The sequence below is a fragment of the Pseudoalteromonas sp. Of7M-16 genome (assembly GCF_022347805.1).
GTDB lineage: Bacteria > Pseudomonadota > Gammaproteobacteria > Enterobacterales > Alteromonadaceae > Pseudoalteromonas > Pseudoalteromonas luteoviolacea_F.
In genome coordinates this window covers 1-14,336 of the sequence record NZ_JAKRFY010000049.1, presented here as the reverse complement: position 1 = coordinate 14,336, position 14,336 = coordinate 1, and the positions used below count along the sequence as shown (strand labels likewise).

13 protein-coding genes are annotated in these 14,336 nt (G+C 44.1%); 10 read left to right on the top strand and 3 right to left on the bottom strand.

The window, feature by feature from the left end:
* Positions 1–391: 391 nt before the first annotated feature.
* The 7 genes from MHN81_RS27775 (at position 392) to MHN81_RS27745 (ending at position 9,966) form a co-directional block, all read left to right on the top strand.
* Positions 392–1,165 (top strand): SDR family oxidoreductase, encoded by a 774-nt coding sequence (locus tag MHN81_RS27775; RefSeq protein WP_239427356.1) that lies wholly within the window; start codon positions 392–394, stop codon positions 1,163–1,165.
* Between the two features lie 6 nt (positions 1,166–1,171).
* Positions 1,172–2,170 (top strand): AraC family transcriptional regulator, encoded by a 999-nt coding sequence (locus MHN81_RS27770; protein WP_239427355.1) that lies wholly within the window; start codon positions 1,172–1,174, stop codon positions 2,168–2,170.
* Positions 2,171–2,292: 122 nt separating this feature from the next.
* Positions 2,293–3,309, top strand: a complete 1,017-nt coding sequence (locus MHN81_RS27765) for a serine hydrolase domain-containing protein (protein WP_023398278.1) — start codon at positions 2,293–2,295, stop codon at positions 3,307–3,309.
* 925 nt (positions 3,310–4,234) lie between these two features.
* Positions 4,235–6,325: a S8 family serine peptidase gene (locus MHN81_RS27760; RefSeq protein WP_239427354.1), complete on the top strand. Its 2,091-nt coding sequence runs from the start codon at positions 4,235–4,237 to the stop codon at positions 6,323–6,325.
* A gap of 264 nt (positions 6,326–6,589) precedes the next feature.
* Positions 6,590–8,659 (top strand): S8 family serine peptidase, encoded by a 2,070-nt coding sequence (locus MHN81_RS27755; protein WP_239427353.1) that lies wholly within the window; start codon positions 6,590–6,592, stop codon positions 8,657–8,659.
* 12 nt (positions 8,660–8,671) lie between these two features.
* On the top strand, positions 8,672–8,899 hold the full coding sequence (locus tag MHN81_RS27750; RefSeq protein ID WP_239427352.1) for a hypothetical protein: 228 nt from the start codon (positions 8,672–8,674) through the stop codon (positions 8,897–8,899).
* A gap of 218 nt (positions 8,900–9,117) precedes the next feature.
* The gene (locus tag MHN81_RS27745) at positions 9,118–9,966 is read left to right on the top strand and encodes a hypothetical protein (RefSeq protein ID WP_239427351.1); all 849 of its coding nucleotides are present in this window, start codon (positions 9,118–9,120) and stop codon (positions 9,964–9,966) included.
* Positions 9,967–10,024: 58 nt separating this feature from the next.
* On the opposite strand, the gene MHN81_RS27740 is transcribed toward MHN81_RS27745, so the two are convergent.
* Positions 10,025–10,240 (bottom strand): hypothetical protein, encoded by a 216-nt coding sequence (locus tag MHN81_RS27740; RefSeq protein ID WP_239427350.1) that lies wholly within the window; start codon positions 10,238–10,240, stop codon positions 10,025–10,027.
* Positions 10,241–10,269: 29 nt separating this feature from the next.
* Positions 10,270–10,956: a pirin family protein gene (locus tag MHN81_RS27735; RefSeq protein WP_239427349.1), complete on the bottom strand. Its 687-nt coding sequence runs from the start codon at positions 10,954–10,956 to the stop codon at positions 10,270–10,272.
* Positions 10,957–11,081: 125 nt separating this feature from the next.
* Here MHN81_RS27735 and MHN81_RS27730 point away from each other — a divergent pair, with 125 nt between their 5' ends.
* The 3 genes from MHN81_RS27730 to MHN81_RS27720 all read left to right on the top strand — a co-directional run bounded on the left by MHN81_RS27730 (position 11,082) and on the right by MHN81_RS27720 (position 13,299).
* Positions 11,082–11,987, top strand: coding sequence for a LysR family transcriptional regulator (locus MHN81_RS27730; protein WP_239427348.1), 906 nt, complete (start codon positions 11,082–11,084; stop codon positions 11,985–11,987).
* Positions 11,988–12,153: 166 nt separating this feature from the next.
* Complete coding sequence (locus MHN81_RS27725) at positions 12,154–12,567, top strand: VOC family protein (RefSeq protein ID WP_023398267.1); 414 nt, start codon at positions 12,154–12,156, stop codon at positions 12,565–12,567.
* 126 nt (positions 12,568–12,693) lie between these two features.
* Entirely contained in the window at positions 12,694–13,299 is a 606-nt protein-coding gene (locus tag MHN81_RS27720) for a glutathione S-transferase family protein (protein ID WP_023398266.1), read from the top strand.
* A gap of 466 nt (positions 13,300–13,765) precedes the next feature.
* Here the strand turns inward: MHN81_RS27720 and MHN81_RS27715 are convergent.
* On the bottom strand, positions 13,766–14,336 hold a 571-nt coding region (locus MHN81_RS27715), incomplete at its 5' end, for a hypothetical protein (RefSeq protein ID WP_239427347.1).

Genomic DNA, 14,336 nt, shown 5'->3' with positions numbered 1-14,336 from the left:
CGGCTGAGGTGCAGTTGAGTTTGATGGCATAGAGTGAGATGGATCCTGACTTTCGTCAGGATGACGGCTGAGGTGCAGTTGAGTTTGATGGCATAGAGTTAGATGGATCCTGACTTTCGTCAGGATGACGGCTGAGGTGCAGTTGAGTTTGATGGCATAGCGTGAGATGGATCCTGACCTTCGTCAGGATGATGGCTGAGGCGCTTGATGGTTATGGGCAACACGGCTCCTGACTACTTTCAAACTGTAATGGGGGTTTCCACTTTGGCACACTTTGAGTGATGTTGTCGCCTTTTGCATGTTGGGTGTCACAAATTGTCAGTGTGTGGCGTGTTTTGAATGTTTATACTGGATTTAATTGTTCAGCGGGGTTTAAGCAGAGGCAAAACAAATGGCAAATACAGCACTTATTACAGGCGCATCGGGTGGTATAGGTTTAGAACTGGCGCATCTTCACGCGCAGCAAGGGGGCGACTTGGTATTGGTTGCTCGCTCTCTAGATAAGCTTAATGCGTTGGCAAAAGAGCTTGAAATAAAATACAGCATCAAAGCGACTGTGATAATTGAAGACCTATCTCAACCGTACGCGGCGCAGCGTATTTTTGATAAAACCAATGCGCTCAATATCGACATTGATGTGCTAATTAATAATGCTGGTTTTGGGGGCCACGGGTTGTTTTACCAGCGCGATCTTGAAGCGGATCAACAAATGGTACAAGTAAATATCACTGCATTGACCGATCTTACTCACTTATATTCAAAAGGCATGATTGCCCGAAAACACGGGCGCATTTTAAATGTGTCTTCCACGGCGTCATTTTTACCGGGACCATTGCAGGCGGTATACTACGCAACAAAAGCCTACGTGACTTCTTATACACAAGCTGTTGCAGAAGAGCTGGACGGCACCGGCGTGACGGCCACTGCACTGTGTCCTGGTGCGGTTAATACAGGTTTTGTGGCGGCGGGGAACCTTGAGGGCGTTGATGTGTGGAAACATGCGAAGTCGGCAAAGTCGGTGGCTGAATGTGGGTATCGAGCGATGCAAAAAGGTAAGCTGGTGGCCTTTAATGAGCATAAATTACAGTTTTTACTAAATTGGATCACACCTTTATTGCCACGCAAAGTGGTGCTTAAGTTATCGCGTCAATCAATGGAAAAGTAACAAGTTATGAAAATTGCTAGCAAGTTTACGGTGCATTCCAATTGTAAAATATTACTCAAAGACATGAATATTGATGTTGAGACAGTGGTGGCTTATTCCAAGTTGCCGGCGGACATACTCAATAGAGATTCGGTAATGCTTTCACCTAAAGAGTATTTCGCTTGGTGGCTGGCGATTGAAAAAGCCGCAGAGGGTCGAGATGTTCCCTTATTGGTTGCTGAACATTTGACCGTTGAGGTTTTCGATGCCCCTTTGTTTGCCGCGCTTTGTAGTCCTGATCTAAACACGGCTCTGTCTCGGATCCAACATTACAAACCGTTAATTGGCCCAATGAAAATGGATCTCGACGTGAATGAAAAGAGTACCGAGATGGCACTGTCTTGTTATGGGTATGAAGGCGAAGTTCCAACCGTGTTAGCACTGACTGAAATGGTATTTTTCACTAAGCTGTTGCGCTTGGCAACTCGTCATGAAGTGACGCCTTTGGCGGTGGTATTACCGGAATTACCGAATAATTTAGCGGCATACGAGGCATTTTTTGGGTGTAAACCCAAGCTTGGTAACAAGCTGTCTTTGATGTTTAAAGCAGAAGATGCAGTGCGTCCTTTTTTGACGGCAAACTCAGGTATGTGGACTTACTTCGAAGGTGGGCTGAAGCAAAAGCTGGCGGATCTCACTGCGACGGCCACAACTGTGGAGCGAGTGCGTGCGGTGTTGGTTGAATCCCTGCCAGCAGGGCACAGCGACATAGAATTTGTAGCACAAAAGCTGACTATGAGTAAACGTACCCTACAGCGCAAGCTAACCGAGGAACAAACTACTTTTCACCGCGTGTTACAAGATGTGCGCCTACAATTGGCCAAACATTATCTTAGCAGGTCGCATGTGTCACTCAGTGAAATCGCTTTTTTATTGGGTTATCAAGAATCTAATTCATTTATTCGCGCATTTACTACTTGGTGTGGGGTATCGCCTGGGAGTTACCGGGAGCAGTTGTTGCTATAGCGATTTAGTGTGTTCAGCGCAACGCAATCTATTTCAATATAAACATTTGCTTACGTTATTCGTTTTGTTGTGTGTCCGCGCATGTGCTCCAATAAAAGCAGCACAGAAGGAAGGGCACGAATATGCAGTTTGACGATCAAGAAATACAAGCAATAAATAGTGTTGTAGGTTTGTTTTCGCCCAACACTGAACTGGCAGTGGCTAAGTTTGTGGCCGGTGACTGTCACTACTATGGTGCGAGGCACGGTCGAAAAGGTGTTGAGCAAGTCGACAACCGTACATCGGTGTTCGAAATAGGCTCATTAACTAAATTGTTTACTTGTGCAGTGCTAGCACAAATGGTGTGTGAGAAAAAACTGAGTTTAAATGATGCTATAAATGAACATCTAGCGATTGACATTCGTGACAATGCAGAAATTTCCTTTGAGTCTTTGGCAACACACACATCCGGCCTACCCAGACTGCCGCCAGGGCTGCTCTGGCAGGCAATGTTTAAGCGTAAAAACAACCCTTATGCTGCCTATTTGGAATCAGATCTTCTGACGCATCTTGCCCATGATATAAAACTCAACACCAAACGCACACACAATTATTCCAACTTAGGGATGGGATTGCTGGGCTATGTGCTGGCTAAGATGGATGGCATGAATTATGGGCAGCTCCTGCAAAAACGTATTTTTGAACCGCTCAATATGCATCGTAGTTTCTGTAATTGGCGTGATGTTCATGGTGAGTTGGTTATGGGTCTGAGTAAAAGTGGCGAGCCAATCAACAATTGGGATTTAGGGGTATTGCAAGGAGCTGGAGCTGTACTGTCGACCGTTCAAGATCTCGGTCAATTCGCCGCTGCACAATTTGACGGCATGTTGTCTTGGACACAATGCCAACAGCAACTTACGTATGAAAAACGATTTACCAAAATGGCTTTAGGTTGGTATGTATTAGATAGCTCAAATAAAACCGATACCGTGTATTTTCATGATGGAGGAACTGGCGGCTATAGCTCAGTTATGTTGCTAGACTTACAAAATAAGTCAGGCTATATCATTTTATCTAATATTTCAGGGTTGCATAAACTCAAAGGGCAAAAAGTCACTAAGCTCGGCTTTGATCTTATGCGCAAGCTAAAAGGTATTTAACCTCCTTGTTAAAAGCCTGTTTTATTAAAGCCCAGTAAGGAGGCGCTACCATCTATCGCAGTTATGGATTTAACGGATCAAACGGCCTTCTTTGAATTCTTTTTCAAAATCACAGCTTATCAACCAAAGTACAGTTTGGTAAATCAGTGACGCAATTATTGCACGAAAAAGTACTGGTTGAATCAAGGCGCTTACTTGCTTTTTCAAATAAAAACATCAAAACAATTTCTTATGATCTGGGGTATGACGACACTAGTTATTTTTGCCGTTTCTTCAAAAAGCAAACTGGTGTCTCACCCCAACAATTTAGAGTTCAGTGGCTTGGAAAACAGCCAATATAAGCAATTAGCAGTGATAATGGATGCTAATATGTACAATCGGTACACTATTTTTGCATAGAAGAGGGGTTGCACAGTAGCGGATTTAGCACTGACCAAACAACATTGACGTTTACATGTATCCATTAATGTAATGAGACAATAGACTTACATATCAATCACTCAGAGTTGTAAGCTTCAAGATCACAATCCTGCTGTTACATCTGTTTTAAATTGTCAGCGAACTTAGCTGATGAACATGCCCAATTTGCGCTCAACATCGCACTTCAAACAACACCTTGTGTGAACCAAAGGTTAAAAACATGTATACAATCAATTTTATATTGTATACATTGTATTCGGGCTTATGATTTCTATAGATAAAATGAAACAGACAATAGGGCGGTTTTTTCGGGGCCACATCTTGTGTGATTAGCTTGGTGTATTGCAATGGCCACTAAGATTGCAAAAAAGTTAGTAACACACTCAACATAGTGAACTATCGCTAAATGAGAGATTGCATGTGGCTGAAATAAAAGATGTTTTGTGGCGCACTGAGTTTAGTAGCATACAAAACATTTAATTATGAGCATGTAAGGACAGTCATCATGAATAATGTATATGTTGGTACAGACAAACGAAGATGCGGCAAGCTGTCGCTGATCAATTTGGGGCTTTTAGGTGCCTTATTATCCAATAATTTGCTCGCACAGGACGATTCACAGCGTTATATCGTCAAAATGAATGACGCTGCAATTTCACAGCGTTTGAGTCTTCAGGGTATGCAAGGTGAGCATCTTGCACTGGCAAAAACACAGCTGATGGTACATTTAGCTAAAGACATCGATAGCCAAGTTTTACGTGCTTTACCCAATCAAAATGCGTTTGCTGCAAAGTTATCGGAGCGCCAATATCAAGCGTTGTTAAAGCATCCAGATACAGCGTATATTGAAGTAGATCCAAAGCGGTATTTGGCTGCTGAAACAATTCCTTATGGGATAGATTTGGTTCAAGCTAGGCTGTTGTCAGATGCACAAGCAAGCAATGTGAAAGTCTGTGTGATGGATACCGGTTATTCACCTGATCATCCTGACTTACCGAGTACTGGCGTAACTGGAGATGATGGTCATGGTGAGTACGACACTGGCGATTGGTTTCATGATGGGCATGGTCACGGCACCCATGTTGCAGGCACCATTTCTGCCCTTGGCGGAAATGGCCTCGGCGTTGTCGGTGTAAACCCGTCTGGCACAGTTGGGCTGCATATTGTCAAAGTATTTGATGATAAGGGAGAGTGGACTTACGGATCTGAAATTACGTTTGCGGTAGAGCAGTGTGCTGACGCTGGCGCTGATATCATTAATATGAGCTTGGGCGGCACGTCATTTTCTGCGGTGGAAAACGACGCGTTTAATCGAACCTATGCCGAAGGTATCTTGCATATCGCGGCGGCCGGCAACAATGGCTCTTCAATGGAGCACTATCCAGCGTCTTACGACAATGTAATATCGGTCGCTGCGGTCGACAAACACAGCAACAGGGCGAGCTTTTCCCAGTTTCATGGTCAAGTTGAGCTGGCAGCGCCGGGAGTTGAGGTCAACTCAACACTACCTGGTAACCGTTATGCAGCATGGAGTGGCACGTCTATGGCGACACCTCATGTGACAGGTGTTGCCGCGCTGGTGTGGAGTAATCATCGTGAATGTGCCAATGCGCATATTCGCAATGCGTTGGTATTAAGTGCGCAAGATAGAGGCACGGATGGTCGAGACCAATATTATGGCTACGGGATCGTGCAGGCTAAGGCCGCAAGTGACTACTTAACTGAACATGGTTGCGACGGTGCACTCAATCAGCAACCCGTTGCAAACTATCGCCATTCGATAGACGCACAAACGGTGTCTTTTATTGATCAGTCCATCGATGACAGCGCTGTTATTAGTCATTTTTGGCAGTTCAACGATGTGAACAATCCAGAGAAAGATACTTCAGCGGAGCAAAACCCAACTTACACTTATATAAATGATGGTCGTTATTATGTCACTTTACTTGCAACCGATGCTCAAGGCAAAGCGAGTATCAGCCAGCAAGAGGTGATAGTTAACAGTGGCCTACCCGATGAATGTGAAGGGCTGCCAGCATTTTCTGTGCACCAAACGTATGCACCTGGCGATCGGGTTTTTTATCAAAACTACAAATACATTGCGAAACAAGACACGTTTGCAACCTATCCAACGCGTTATCCTGATATTTGGCAAAAACAAGGTCGTTGTTATGCAGCTAACGTTGCGCCCACAGCGGATTTCAGCGCTCAGGCAAATGGCTTAACTGTCAAATTTATTAATAATTCTTGGGATGACAATGGCATTGTCAGTTATCAATGGGATTTTGGTGACGGCAATCTCTCCTCACACGAAGCGCCTACCCACACCTTTGCCACCAAAGGTGAGTATACAATTACGTTGACGGTACAAGACCAAGCTCAGCTTTCTAGCAGTAAAGTGATGATATTGAGAGTCGATCAAGGTGTTCAAACGTGCGGTGGACTCCCTGCTTGGCAAGCCAACAAAACCTACGTGAAGGACGATCAAGTCCATCTCAATAACGTCAAATACACGGCGAAATGGTCCACACGGAAAAACCCTGAGCAATATTCTGGCCGTTGGGATGTGTGGATCAACAACGGGCAGTGTGACTAATTCGGTTTCATTACTTACCAATCAGTATGCATAGGGGCATAAATTTGAGTGTGCAAATTTGCTGATAACCCATGGCAAGTCGTTTGAGTAGTTAGCGTCAACTGGAACGTATTGCCGGGGGAATGCAATTTAATTGCCATTCTTGTGACTCTGTTCATGCCGATTGGTATTAGCTAACCAACCTGGGGTGGGTTCGCCCACCTTTTTATTCTAATCCACCTTGGTCACGGTTTGTGTGACCAAGGTGTTTCAATTGAGCTAATTATGAATAACACCAAAGTATCTTTTAAGCCCAACAGAATAACTGCTTGGGGTTTAGTTTTGTCTTTATCTTTTTTCTCTCATCTCATCGTGGCTGGCCAGCAGAGCAAACATGTAGCCATTGAGGATAATCGCTATATCGTGACATTTAATGCCCCTAAAGTGCAGGGCCTATCAGTTACTCAACAACTTGAACATGCCAAGGGGTATCTCAATATACAGGCTGAAAAACTATCAACGCAGCCACAGCAACATCTTTTAGAGCAATATGCAATGGCGTTAACGCTAACGCCGGATCAGTATCTCAGCTTAAAAAACCATCCTGATGTTCAATCAATTGAAGTGGACCCCAAGCGATATTTAAGTGCGCAGACTACACCATACGGCATTAGAATGGTCGAAGCAGATCTACTCCGTGATATCGGTGCACCGCACCGAAAAGTGTGTATTTTAGATACTGGCTATACTTTGGGCCACCCTGATTTGCCAAACTTAGGTATCACAGGTAGTGATGGTTATGGAGAGCACAACACCGGTCATTGGTATCAGGATGGTCATGGCCATGGAACCCATGTTGCCGGGACCGTCGCCGCGATTGGTAACAATGACCTTGGCGTTGTGGGCGTGAACCCTTCAGGCACGCTAGGCTTGCATATTGTCAAAGTTTTCAACAACGGCGGAGGTTGGGCCTATGGTTCAGACATTGCCGCCGCAATATATCAATGTGTTGCTGCGGGTGCCCAAATTACTAGCATGAGCTTAGGGGGTGGGCAGCCCTCAGAAGCTGAGCGTATTGCTTTTAATGACACGTATGCACAAGGCGTATTGCACATCGCCGCCGCTGGCAATAGTGGCGTGCAAAGTCAGCACTATCCGGCATCTTATGACAATGTTGTTGCGGTTGCGGCAGTTGATGAACAAGGTGAACGCGCGAGCTTTTCGACCCATAATGATCAGGTTGAGCTGGCAGCGCCGGGTGTTGACGTGCTTTCTACTTTAAACTCTGGCGATTACGGTACCATGAGTGGCACTTCTATGGCGACGCCCCATGTTTCGGGGGTTGCTGCATTAATTTGGGGGCATCACCCAAATTGTAGCAATGCGCAGATCCGCAAAGCGCTGCAAGCAACTGCTCAAGATAGAGGAGAGCTAGGCCGAGATGACTACTATGGATTCGGTATTGTTAAAGCCTTTGCCGCTAATGAGTACCTAAAAAACCTCAAGTGCCAACCAGTAACGGGTTTACCTATGGCCGACTTTACCCACGAAGCGGTGCATTTAACCGTGTCATTTCAAGATGCATCGCATGATGACCAAGGGATCGTTTCGTATTTTTGGGAATTCGGTGATGGCAACAGTTCGACACAGCGATCACCTACCCATGCTTATGCCAAAGAGGGCGTCTATGTAGTCAAACTAAAGGTGACAAACACAGATAACATTCAAGGGTTTAAGGTAAAGCAGCTGGGTATTGATGATGGTATAGCGCCAATTTGTGAAGACCGACCACTGTGGAATAGCCGTACAGAATACCGAAAAGGGGACAAAGTAAAATATCAAAACAACAAATACACCGCGATTCATTGGGGAACTGGCGCGCAGCCTGCCGCGTATCCGAATGTATGGCAATTTGATGGCACTTGCACAACCAATGATGGTGCGCCAACAGCACACTTTACCTACCAGGCGGAACAGTTAACGTTGCACTTAATCGATAGCTCTAGTGATGACGGCGAGATAGTGACTTATCTGTGGGACTTTGGTGATGGCTTCACCTCACAACAAGGGGCTGTCAGTCACCAATATGCCAAAGCGGGCAACTACCTTGTTACCCTACGTGTCGCCGACAATGAAGGTTTATCAGCGGAGTTTTCTTTACAAATTCAAATTGGTGAAAAGCCTCCGGGTTGCACTGGCAGTACCCCATGGTCGGCGACAGTCGCTTATGGTCAAGGAACAACAGTCCACCTCAATGACATAGAATATCGGGCTCGCTGGTGGAATCGAGGCATAAATCCAGCGCAAAATCATGGTGCTGGACAGCCATGGGCAAAGCTCGATTCGTGTTTGTAAAGGGGGTTGACAATGTCTATGAAATTCCAATGTTCATCTTTACTGATTACCAGTATGGTGCTGCCTTGTATTGCCAACGCACAGAGCACGGCTCACCACTACATTGTTAAGTTAAAGGACACGCCTTGGCAGCAAAGTTCCTATCCGCCGCTTGACCCCGATATCACACTTGCACATTACCACTCGAACCCCGGTAAAATATTTCTAACCTCTATATTCGACAGATACGTATCCCTTTAACTTAGTCAATATTTCAGTTATAGCTATAGACTGTGAATGCACAAACATGAGCACAGCTTACCGTGAATTAAGAAACCAAGCTTTTGGTGGATATATTTAACCTTGCCTACATGTAACAATTTCACAACAAAATTTTGTAATTATTTTCTTTCGCTCGGAGTCTATAGCGGTAGATATCTGTAATTGATCAAAAAAACAACTAACTTAAAGGTATATACATGAAACTTAGTAAAAGGATTGTTCTGGCTTCACTTTTCGCAGCGCCCTGTGCATTTGCGCAAAACGTTGTGATTAATTTTGATGATTCACTTGATGGTGTTAACCATGCAACCAACTCGATTTCAATAAACTTAACTCAACAGGGAAATATGCTTATTGGCAACGATGGCCAATACGTGACTTTGTCAGGTGAAGTTGAAGAAACCAATAACGCTTTCTACGGCAGTGGTCTAGAGCCTAGAGTTCACTTTAAACTCAATGACAATGGCAACGTAAAATGGTTTACAGGTACTCGAAACGCCGCAAATGTCTGGACTGGCACTTGGTACGGCTCTAACGGCAGCAAGGGGGACTTTGGCTTTGAATACAGTGATGCTTTAACAACCCCACCTGCATGTTCTGATGTTGTCCGTCTGGACTCAGATCCGGTATTCTCTGGAGGGGAATTTGATTACACCAGACCTCTGAATGAGACTTGCCTGATGGATACAGATGATGCAACGAAAGGTATTTATTTGCAGTCAGACACGGGCGGTCTACCTTTCCCCATGTCGTTTTCAATAGAGCTGAAAAGAAACTTTACCATACAGTCTTTCAAATTAGGCACGTACAATAACGGTCAAGGCAATAGATTAACCACATTTACGCTGGAAGCATGGGAAAATGGCGCTTGGGTCAAAAAGGGAGACTTTGAATTTACCTCTAGCATTCCTAGCAAGGGATTTGTCAGAGAGCTTTACAGATTACCGCAGGCTGTAACGACTTCTAAAATCAGAATCTCAGCAACAGGCACGGCTGATTACTATAACGCAGGCCGCGTGCTAATGTATGGCTTGTCATTCCATTGATAACTTATCGTCGATAGACAACTTAACCACCCACACTGTGGGTGGTATTGTGTAGTCATCATTGTACGTTGTTCCTTGAAAGTAGCTTGACCGCAACAGGCATGACAACGTAAGAGATCACGGGCACGATAAGTGCCACAGCAATGGCAACATGCAGCAGTTTATTTGCGCCAATAAATGGCGCTATCAGGTCTGGAATAAAATACACCAGTGGCAGTAATGCAATGTAGTTGATCAAAGCCAGTAAATGTTGATTCGGTGTGCTGGTTTTCATAGTCATTGCTCCTATTGTTTAAGCTGAGGTTAGCGATGAGAGACAACAAGCAGTTGTGTATGTGCTCTAGCGACGATTTTTAGCTCTGTATTTCTAACTAAATCACCTTCTTTTATTTCAATGGATTCATCTTTGTGGCGCAGCTCCGCATTACCAGCAATAACATAAACCAAGGCATCATTGGTTATCTCGATACTGTCAGCGGTATCTAAATGGACGATGTCCATTGTAGTGGCGCTGGCGAAGGTATCTGTTTGTGATTGGTCGCCGCCATAAATGCGTGTTGTACCTTTTGTTTTAGGTGTATAAGACTTATATTCAGCAGCTTGCCCAGATACTTCAGGTAGTGCCCATACTTGCAACATGCGATTAGGTTGGTTATCAGGGTTAATTTCATTGTGACTGAAACCTTCACCGCCCGCCCTTTGAACTTGTACATCTCCTGCGATTAAATCTTTGCCGTGCTCAAGCGAACCTTCGTGACTGACGCGCCCTTCTAGCACAATTGAAATGACGTCAATTTCGCTGTGTGGGTGCATACCCGATTGGCCTTGTGGCAGGTAGCGGGCGTCTGCTAGGTATACCATACTGCCTAGCCCCTCAAATGTTTCAGGCTTTTTACGCCCTGCAAATACTCGGCTGTCGGTAACTAGTCTGTGCTCAGTGATCCCTGCAAATCCGCCTAACTGTAGTGTGTCTCTAGAAAGAATATTCATCGTGGTTTCCTTTTGTGTTTAATCTGTTTCGAAGTGATGAGTAAAGTCTAAGGAAAGCCGGTTGTTTTATATATACCTATAAAATAAAATTACTTTTCCACATTCAACAACAATAGGGGTGAGTAATGGAGAAAACAGATCTGAATTCAATGCTGTTATTTTTAGCCGTCGTTGATGCGGGCAGTTTTACCTTGGCGGCTGAGCGTCTCAATATGCCAAAGGCCAATTTAAGCCGAAAAATTACACAACTTGAAGCGAATTTGGGGATCACGCTTTTGCAGCGCACCACCCGTTCGCAACATTTAACTGAAGCCGGCAGAACGTACCTTACGCACTGTCGGCAAATTAAAGAACAGGTTGAGTTGGCCAATGCCAGTGTTGCGCAAGCGCTTACCGAGGTATCCGGCGAACTCAAAGTTGGTATGTCTGTTGGTATGGGGCATGAGATCCTTAAACCGGTACTGAGTCAGTTTATGCGTGCGCACCCACAGGTCAATTTACAACTCAGTTTACTAAACCGCCGTGTCGATGTGATTGATGAAGGGTTTGACTTGGTGATACGTATCGGCGAATTGGCCGATTCTCGTTTGATTGCCAAACGCTTAGGATGTGTTTCTCGCAGGTTGTACGCAAGTTACAGTTATATGAAGCAGTACGGTCCGATAGCATCGCCTCATGAGCTTGAAAATCACGCTGTGTTACTGATGAGTAGTATTCAAAAATCTGAAATGATCCGTCTTCAAAACGGGGCGCAACAGTGTGATATCTCAGTTGTCCCAAGAATGCGTGTTGACGACTACGTGGTGCTTAAACAAATGGTCTTGGATGGGGTGGGCACCGCCATATTGCCAGACTACATGTGTGCACAAGAACCAGAACAAAGTATATTGCTTCGTGTCCTACCTCACTGGCAGTTGCCTGCAGTGGAGGTGTATGCACTGTATCCAAAAAACCGTTTACACATTCCCAAAGTTCGCGCCTTTGTAGAGTTTATCCAGAGTGTATTTGCTGAGCGCTTGTCACATCTATAAAAAGTATAAAAAAGCCTTTACCTCAAGTTAAGTTGAGCTTTTAAGGTGTGTTCAACTCAAAGGAGGAAAGACAATGAAAACACTCATCAAAGCTTATATAGCGCAATTAATTTTTGATAAAAACTCAACGTTTAATCACACCATGGAAAACAAATAAGGCGCGCGTATGTACTTAGAACATGTCAATCTTGTAGTCAAAAATATAGAGTCGGCACTGCACTTTTATCGGGCTGCCTTTCCCCATTGGAAGGTGAGAAGTAAAGGTCATGGGGAGTGGTTTGGCAAGCCAAGACAGTGGCTTCATTTTGGTGACGACTTCCATTATCTTGCTTTTAGTGATCATGGCGAAGGCGAAAACAAGGTGCTATCTGGACATCAGGTCGGCCTTGGTCACTTTGCTTATGTCGTGAATTGTTTAGAAGGTGTGATTAAGCGCTTGAATGATGCGGGTTATAAGGTGGACAAGACCGGTGCGCAGCACCCTTATCGTAAAAATGTTTACTTTATTGACCCTGATGGATTTGAGGTGGAGTTTGTAGAGTATCAAAGCGATTTACCTGCTCAGCGCAACAGTGATTAACGTGTGTTGCAATCTTCAAAAATACTTCATTTACTCGGTAGGGCGTCTATGAAAAACTATCTGTGGTAGCCGGGTGAGCCATCACCCGACGCAGATATAAAATTACAGTAAAAGGATCCTTTTGGTATGTCAGGTATCACCTTATATAGTTTTTCACGTTCTGGAAATAGTCATAAAATTAGGCACTTTTTATCTATTCTAGGGATAGAATATGAGTTAAAGCTGTTAGATCCACACACTCAAGAGCACAAATCCGATCATTTTTTAGCGCTAAACCCGTTGGGTCAGGTACCTGTGTTGGTTGATGGTGATGCGGTAATTTGTGACTCAAATGCGATACTCGTATACCTTGCTGAAAAGTACGATGAAGATAAAACTTGGTATCCGCAAAATGCTTTACTTCGCGCCGAGATACAGAAGTTCTTATCTATGTCAGCCGGAGAGGTGCTCAATGGTCCAAATTTATATCGCGGTATCAAAGTGATTGGAAAACCTGGTGATTTGGAGCAAACTTACGACAAGACGATTCATTTTTTCACTTATCTTGATAAGCACTTAAACGACAGAAACTATTTGCTAGGTACTAAACCGAGCATTGCGGATATTGCGTTATACACGTATCCAAAATTGGCTGTAAAGTCGGGCATAAACCTCAGTGACTTCGGTAATATTGCCGATTGGTTTGCCAGAATTGAAAGCGGCCTACACTATGTCAGTGCACCTGAAAAATAACACCAGAAGTGGGCATGATTAGTTGCACAAATTGCCGTGTTTAAGTGGATTAAATACGGCGATCTGACAATAGTGCTTGAGACTATTTGTTGAATTCAGCCTGTTTTTCGTCAGTTAACTGTACTTGTTTCATATGTACAAAGACCTAATCAATGAACACGTATGGATAGAATAAATCTTTGCGATTATTCCACCATTTCGAAAGCGAAATAAAGTGTTTTATGCGTGACCGATCTCCCTTTGAGCGCTTAGCTTATGAGCTCTAAAAACAGGCCATTTACTGCGAAGTGTGTCGCGCTCGCATTTTTCAAAGCCAAGGGGAGGCTTTAAGATTTAGCTTGAGATGTGTTTGGCTATTTTAAACAGGTGTGCAAGGTAAAACTAGAAAGTGTGAACAAGACTGAAGGGCCTAGCTCACACATTAATCGTTCATTGAGACGCTAAATTTGCGTTAAGCGGATGGAGGTTAATAGGGACTCCAATAACAAACGAGTTGTCCTTTCATTATTCCACTAGATGCTGTACCGGTCGAACTTAAGACACAAGTATATTCACCTTCAAAAAAACCGAATAGAGAGTCCCAAACTGCGTTGAAGCGTTTAACTTCTTCTCTTGAAGTTATACGCGCTTCATAATTTACCGTCACACCAGAGTTAGTGTTGATAGTTACGTCAAAATCTACGTTGTCACAAAATCTTTCAACTGGTCGACACATTGTGTGAGGTACTCGTTTACCATTAGATAGTTTGTAACTGTTAATGACGATATTCGGGTTATCGTTTTTACCATTGAACTTTTTAAGATAATCAACAATTGCAATTGCTGAATCAGTCCCGAGCTGTGTTGCTAAGGCATTTGAATAACTATCTACTGGCCCTGTTTGGCTTTGCGGCGGATTTGATTGGGTACGCACCTGTGTTGTGCGCATCGGCGAAACGCGTTCAGGTTCGTTATTAATGTCTACAGTCTGAATATCATCACCACCATGAGGCGTACAACCATTACGCGGATCCATACATGGATCTGCGGTCACATAT

What these genes read in the sequence shown, in the direction of transcription:
- MHN81_RS27775 (WP_239427356.1), top strand. Translation starts at nt 392, where the DNA reads ATGGCAAATACAGCACTTATTACAGGCGCATCGGGTGGTATAGGTTTA.
- MHN81_RS27770 (WP_239427355.1), top strand. Translation starts at nt 1,172, where the DNA reads ATGAAAATTGCTAGCAAGTTTACGGTGCATTCCAATTGTAAAATATTA.
- MHN81_RS27765 (WP_023398278.1), top strand. Translation starts at nt 2,293, where the DNA reads ATGCAGTTTGACGATCAAGAAATACAAGCAATAAATAGTGTTGTAGGT.
- MHN81_RS27760 (WP_239427354.1), top strand. Translation starts at nt 4,235, where the DNA reads ATGAATAATGTATATGTTGGTACAGACAAACGAAGATGCGGCAAGCTG.
- MHN81_RS27755 (WP_239427353.1), top strand. Translation starts at nt 6,590, where the DNA reads ATGAATAACACCAAAGTATCTTTTAAGCCCAACAGAATAACTGCTTGG.
- MHN81_RS27750 (WP_239427352.1), top strand. Translation starts at nt 8,672, where the DNA reads ATGTCTATGAAATTCCAATGTTCATCTTTACTGATTACCAGTATGGTG.
- MHN81_RS27745 (WP_239427351.1), top strand. Translation starts at nt 9,118, where the DNA reads ATGAAACTTAGTAAAAGGATTGTTCTGGCTTCACTTTTCGCAGCGCCC.
- MHN81_RS27740 (WP_239427350.1), bottom strand. Translation starts at nt 10,240, where the DNA reads ATGAAAACCAGCACACCGAATCAACATTTACTGGCTTTGATCAACTAC.
- MHN81_RS27735 (WP_239427349.1), bottom strand. Translation starts at nt 10,956, where the DNA reads ATGAATATTCTTTCTAGAGACACACTACAGTTAGGCGGATTTGCAGGG.
- MHN81_RS27730 (WP_239427348.1), top strand. Translation starts at nt 11,082, where the DNA reads ATGGAGAAAACAGATCTGAATTCAATGCTGTTATTTTTAGCCGTCGTT.
- MHN81_RS27725 (WP_023398267.1), top strand. Translation starts at nt 12,154, where the DNA reads ATGTACTTAGAACATGTCAATCTTGTAGTCAAAAATATAGAGTCGGCA.
- MHN81_RS27720 (WP_023398266.1), top strand. Translation starts at nt 12,694, where the DNA reads ATGTCAGGTATCACCTTATATAGTTTTTCACGTTCTGGAAATAGTCAT.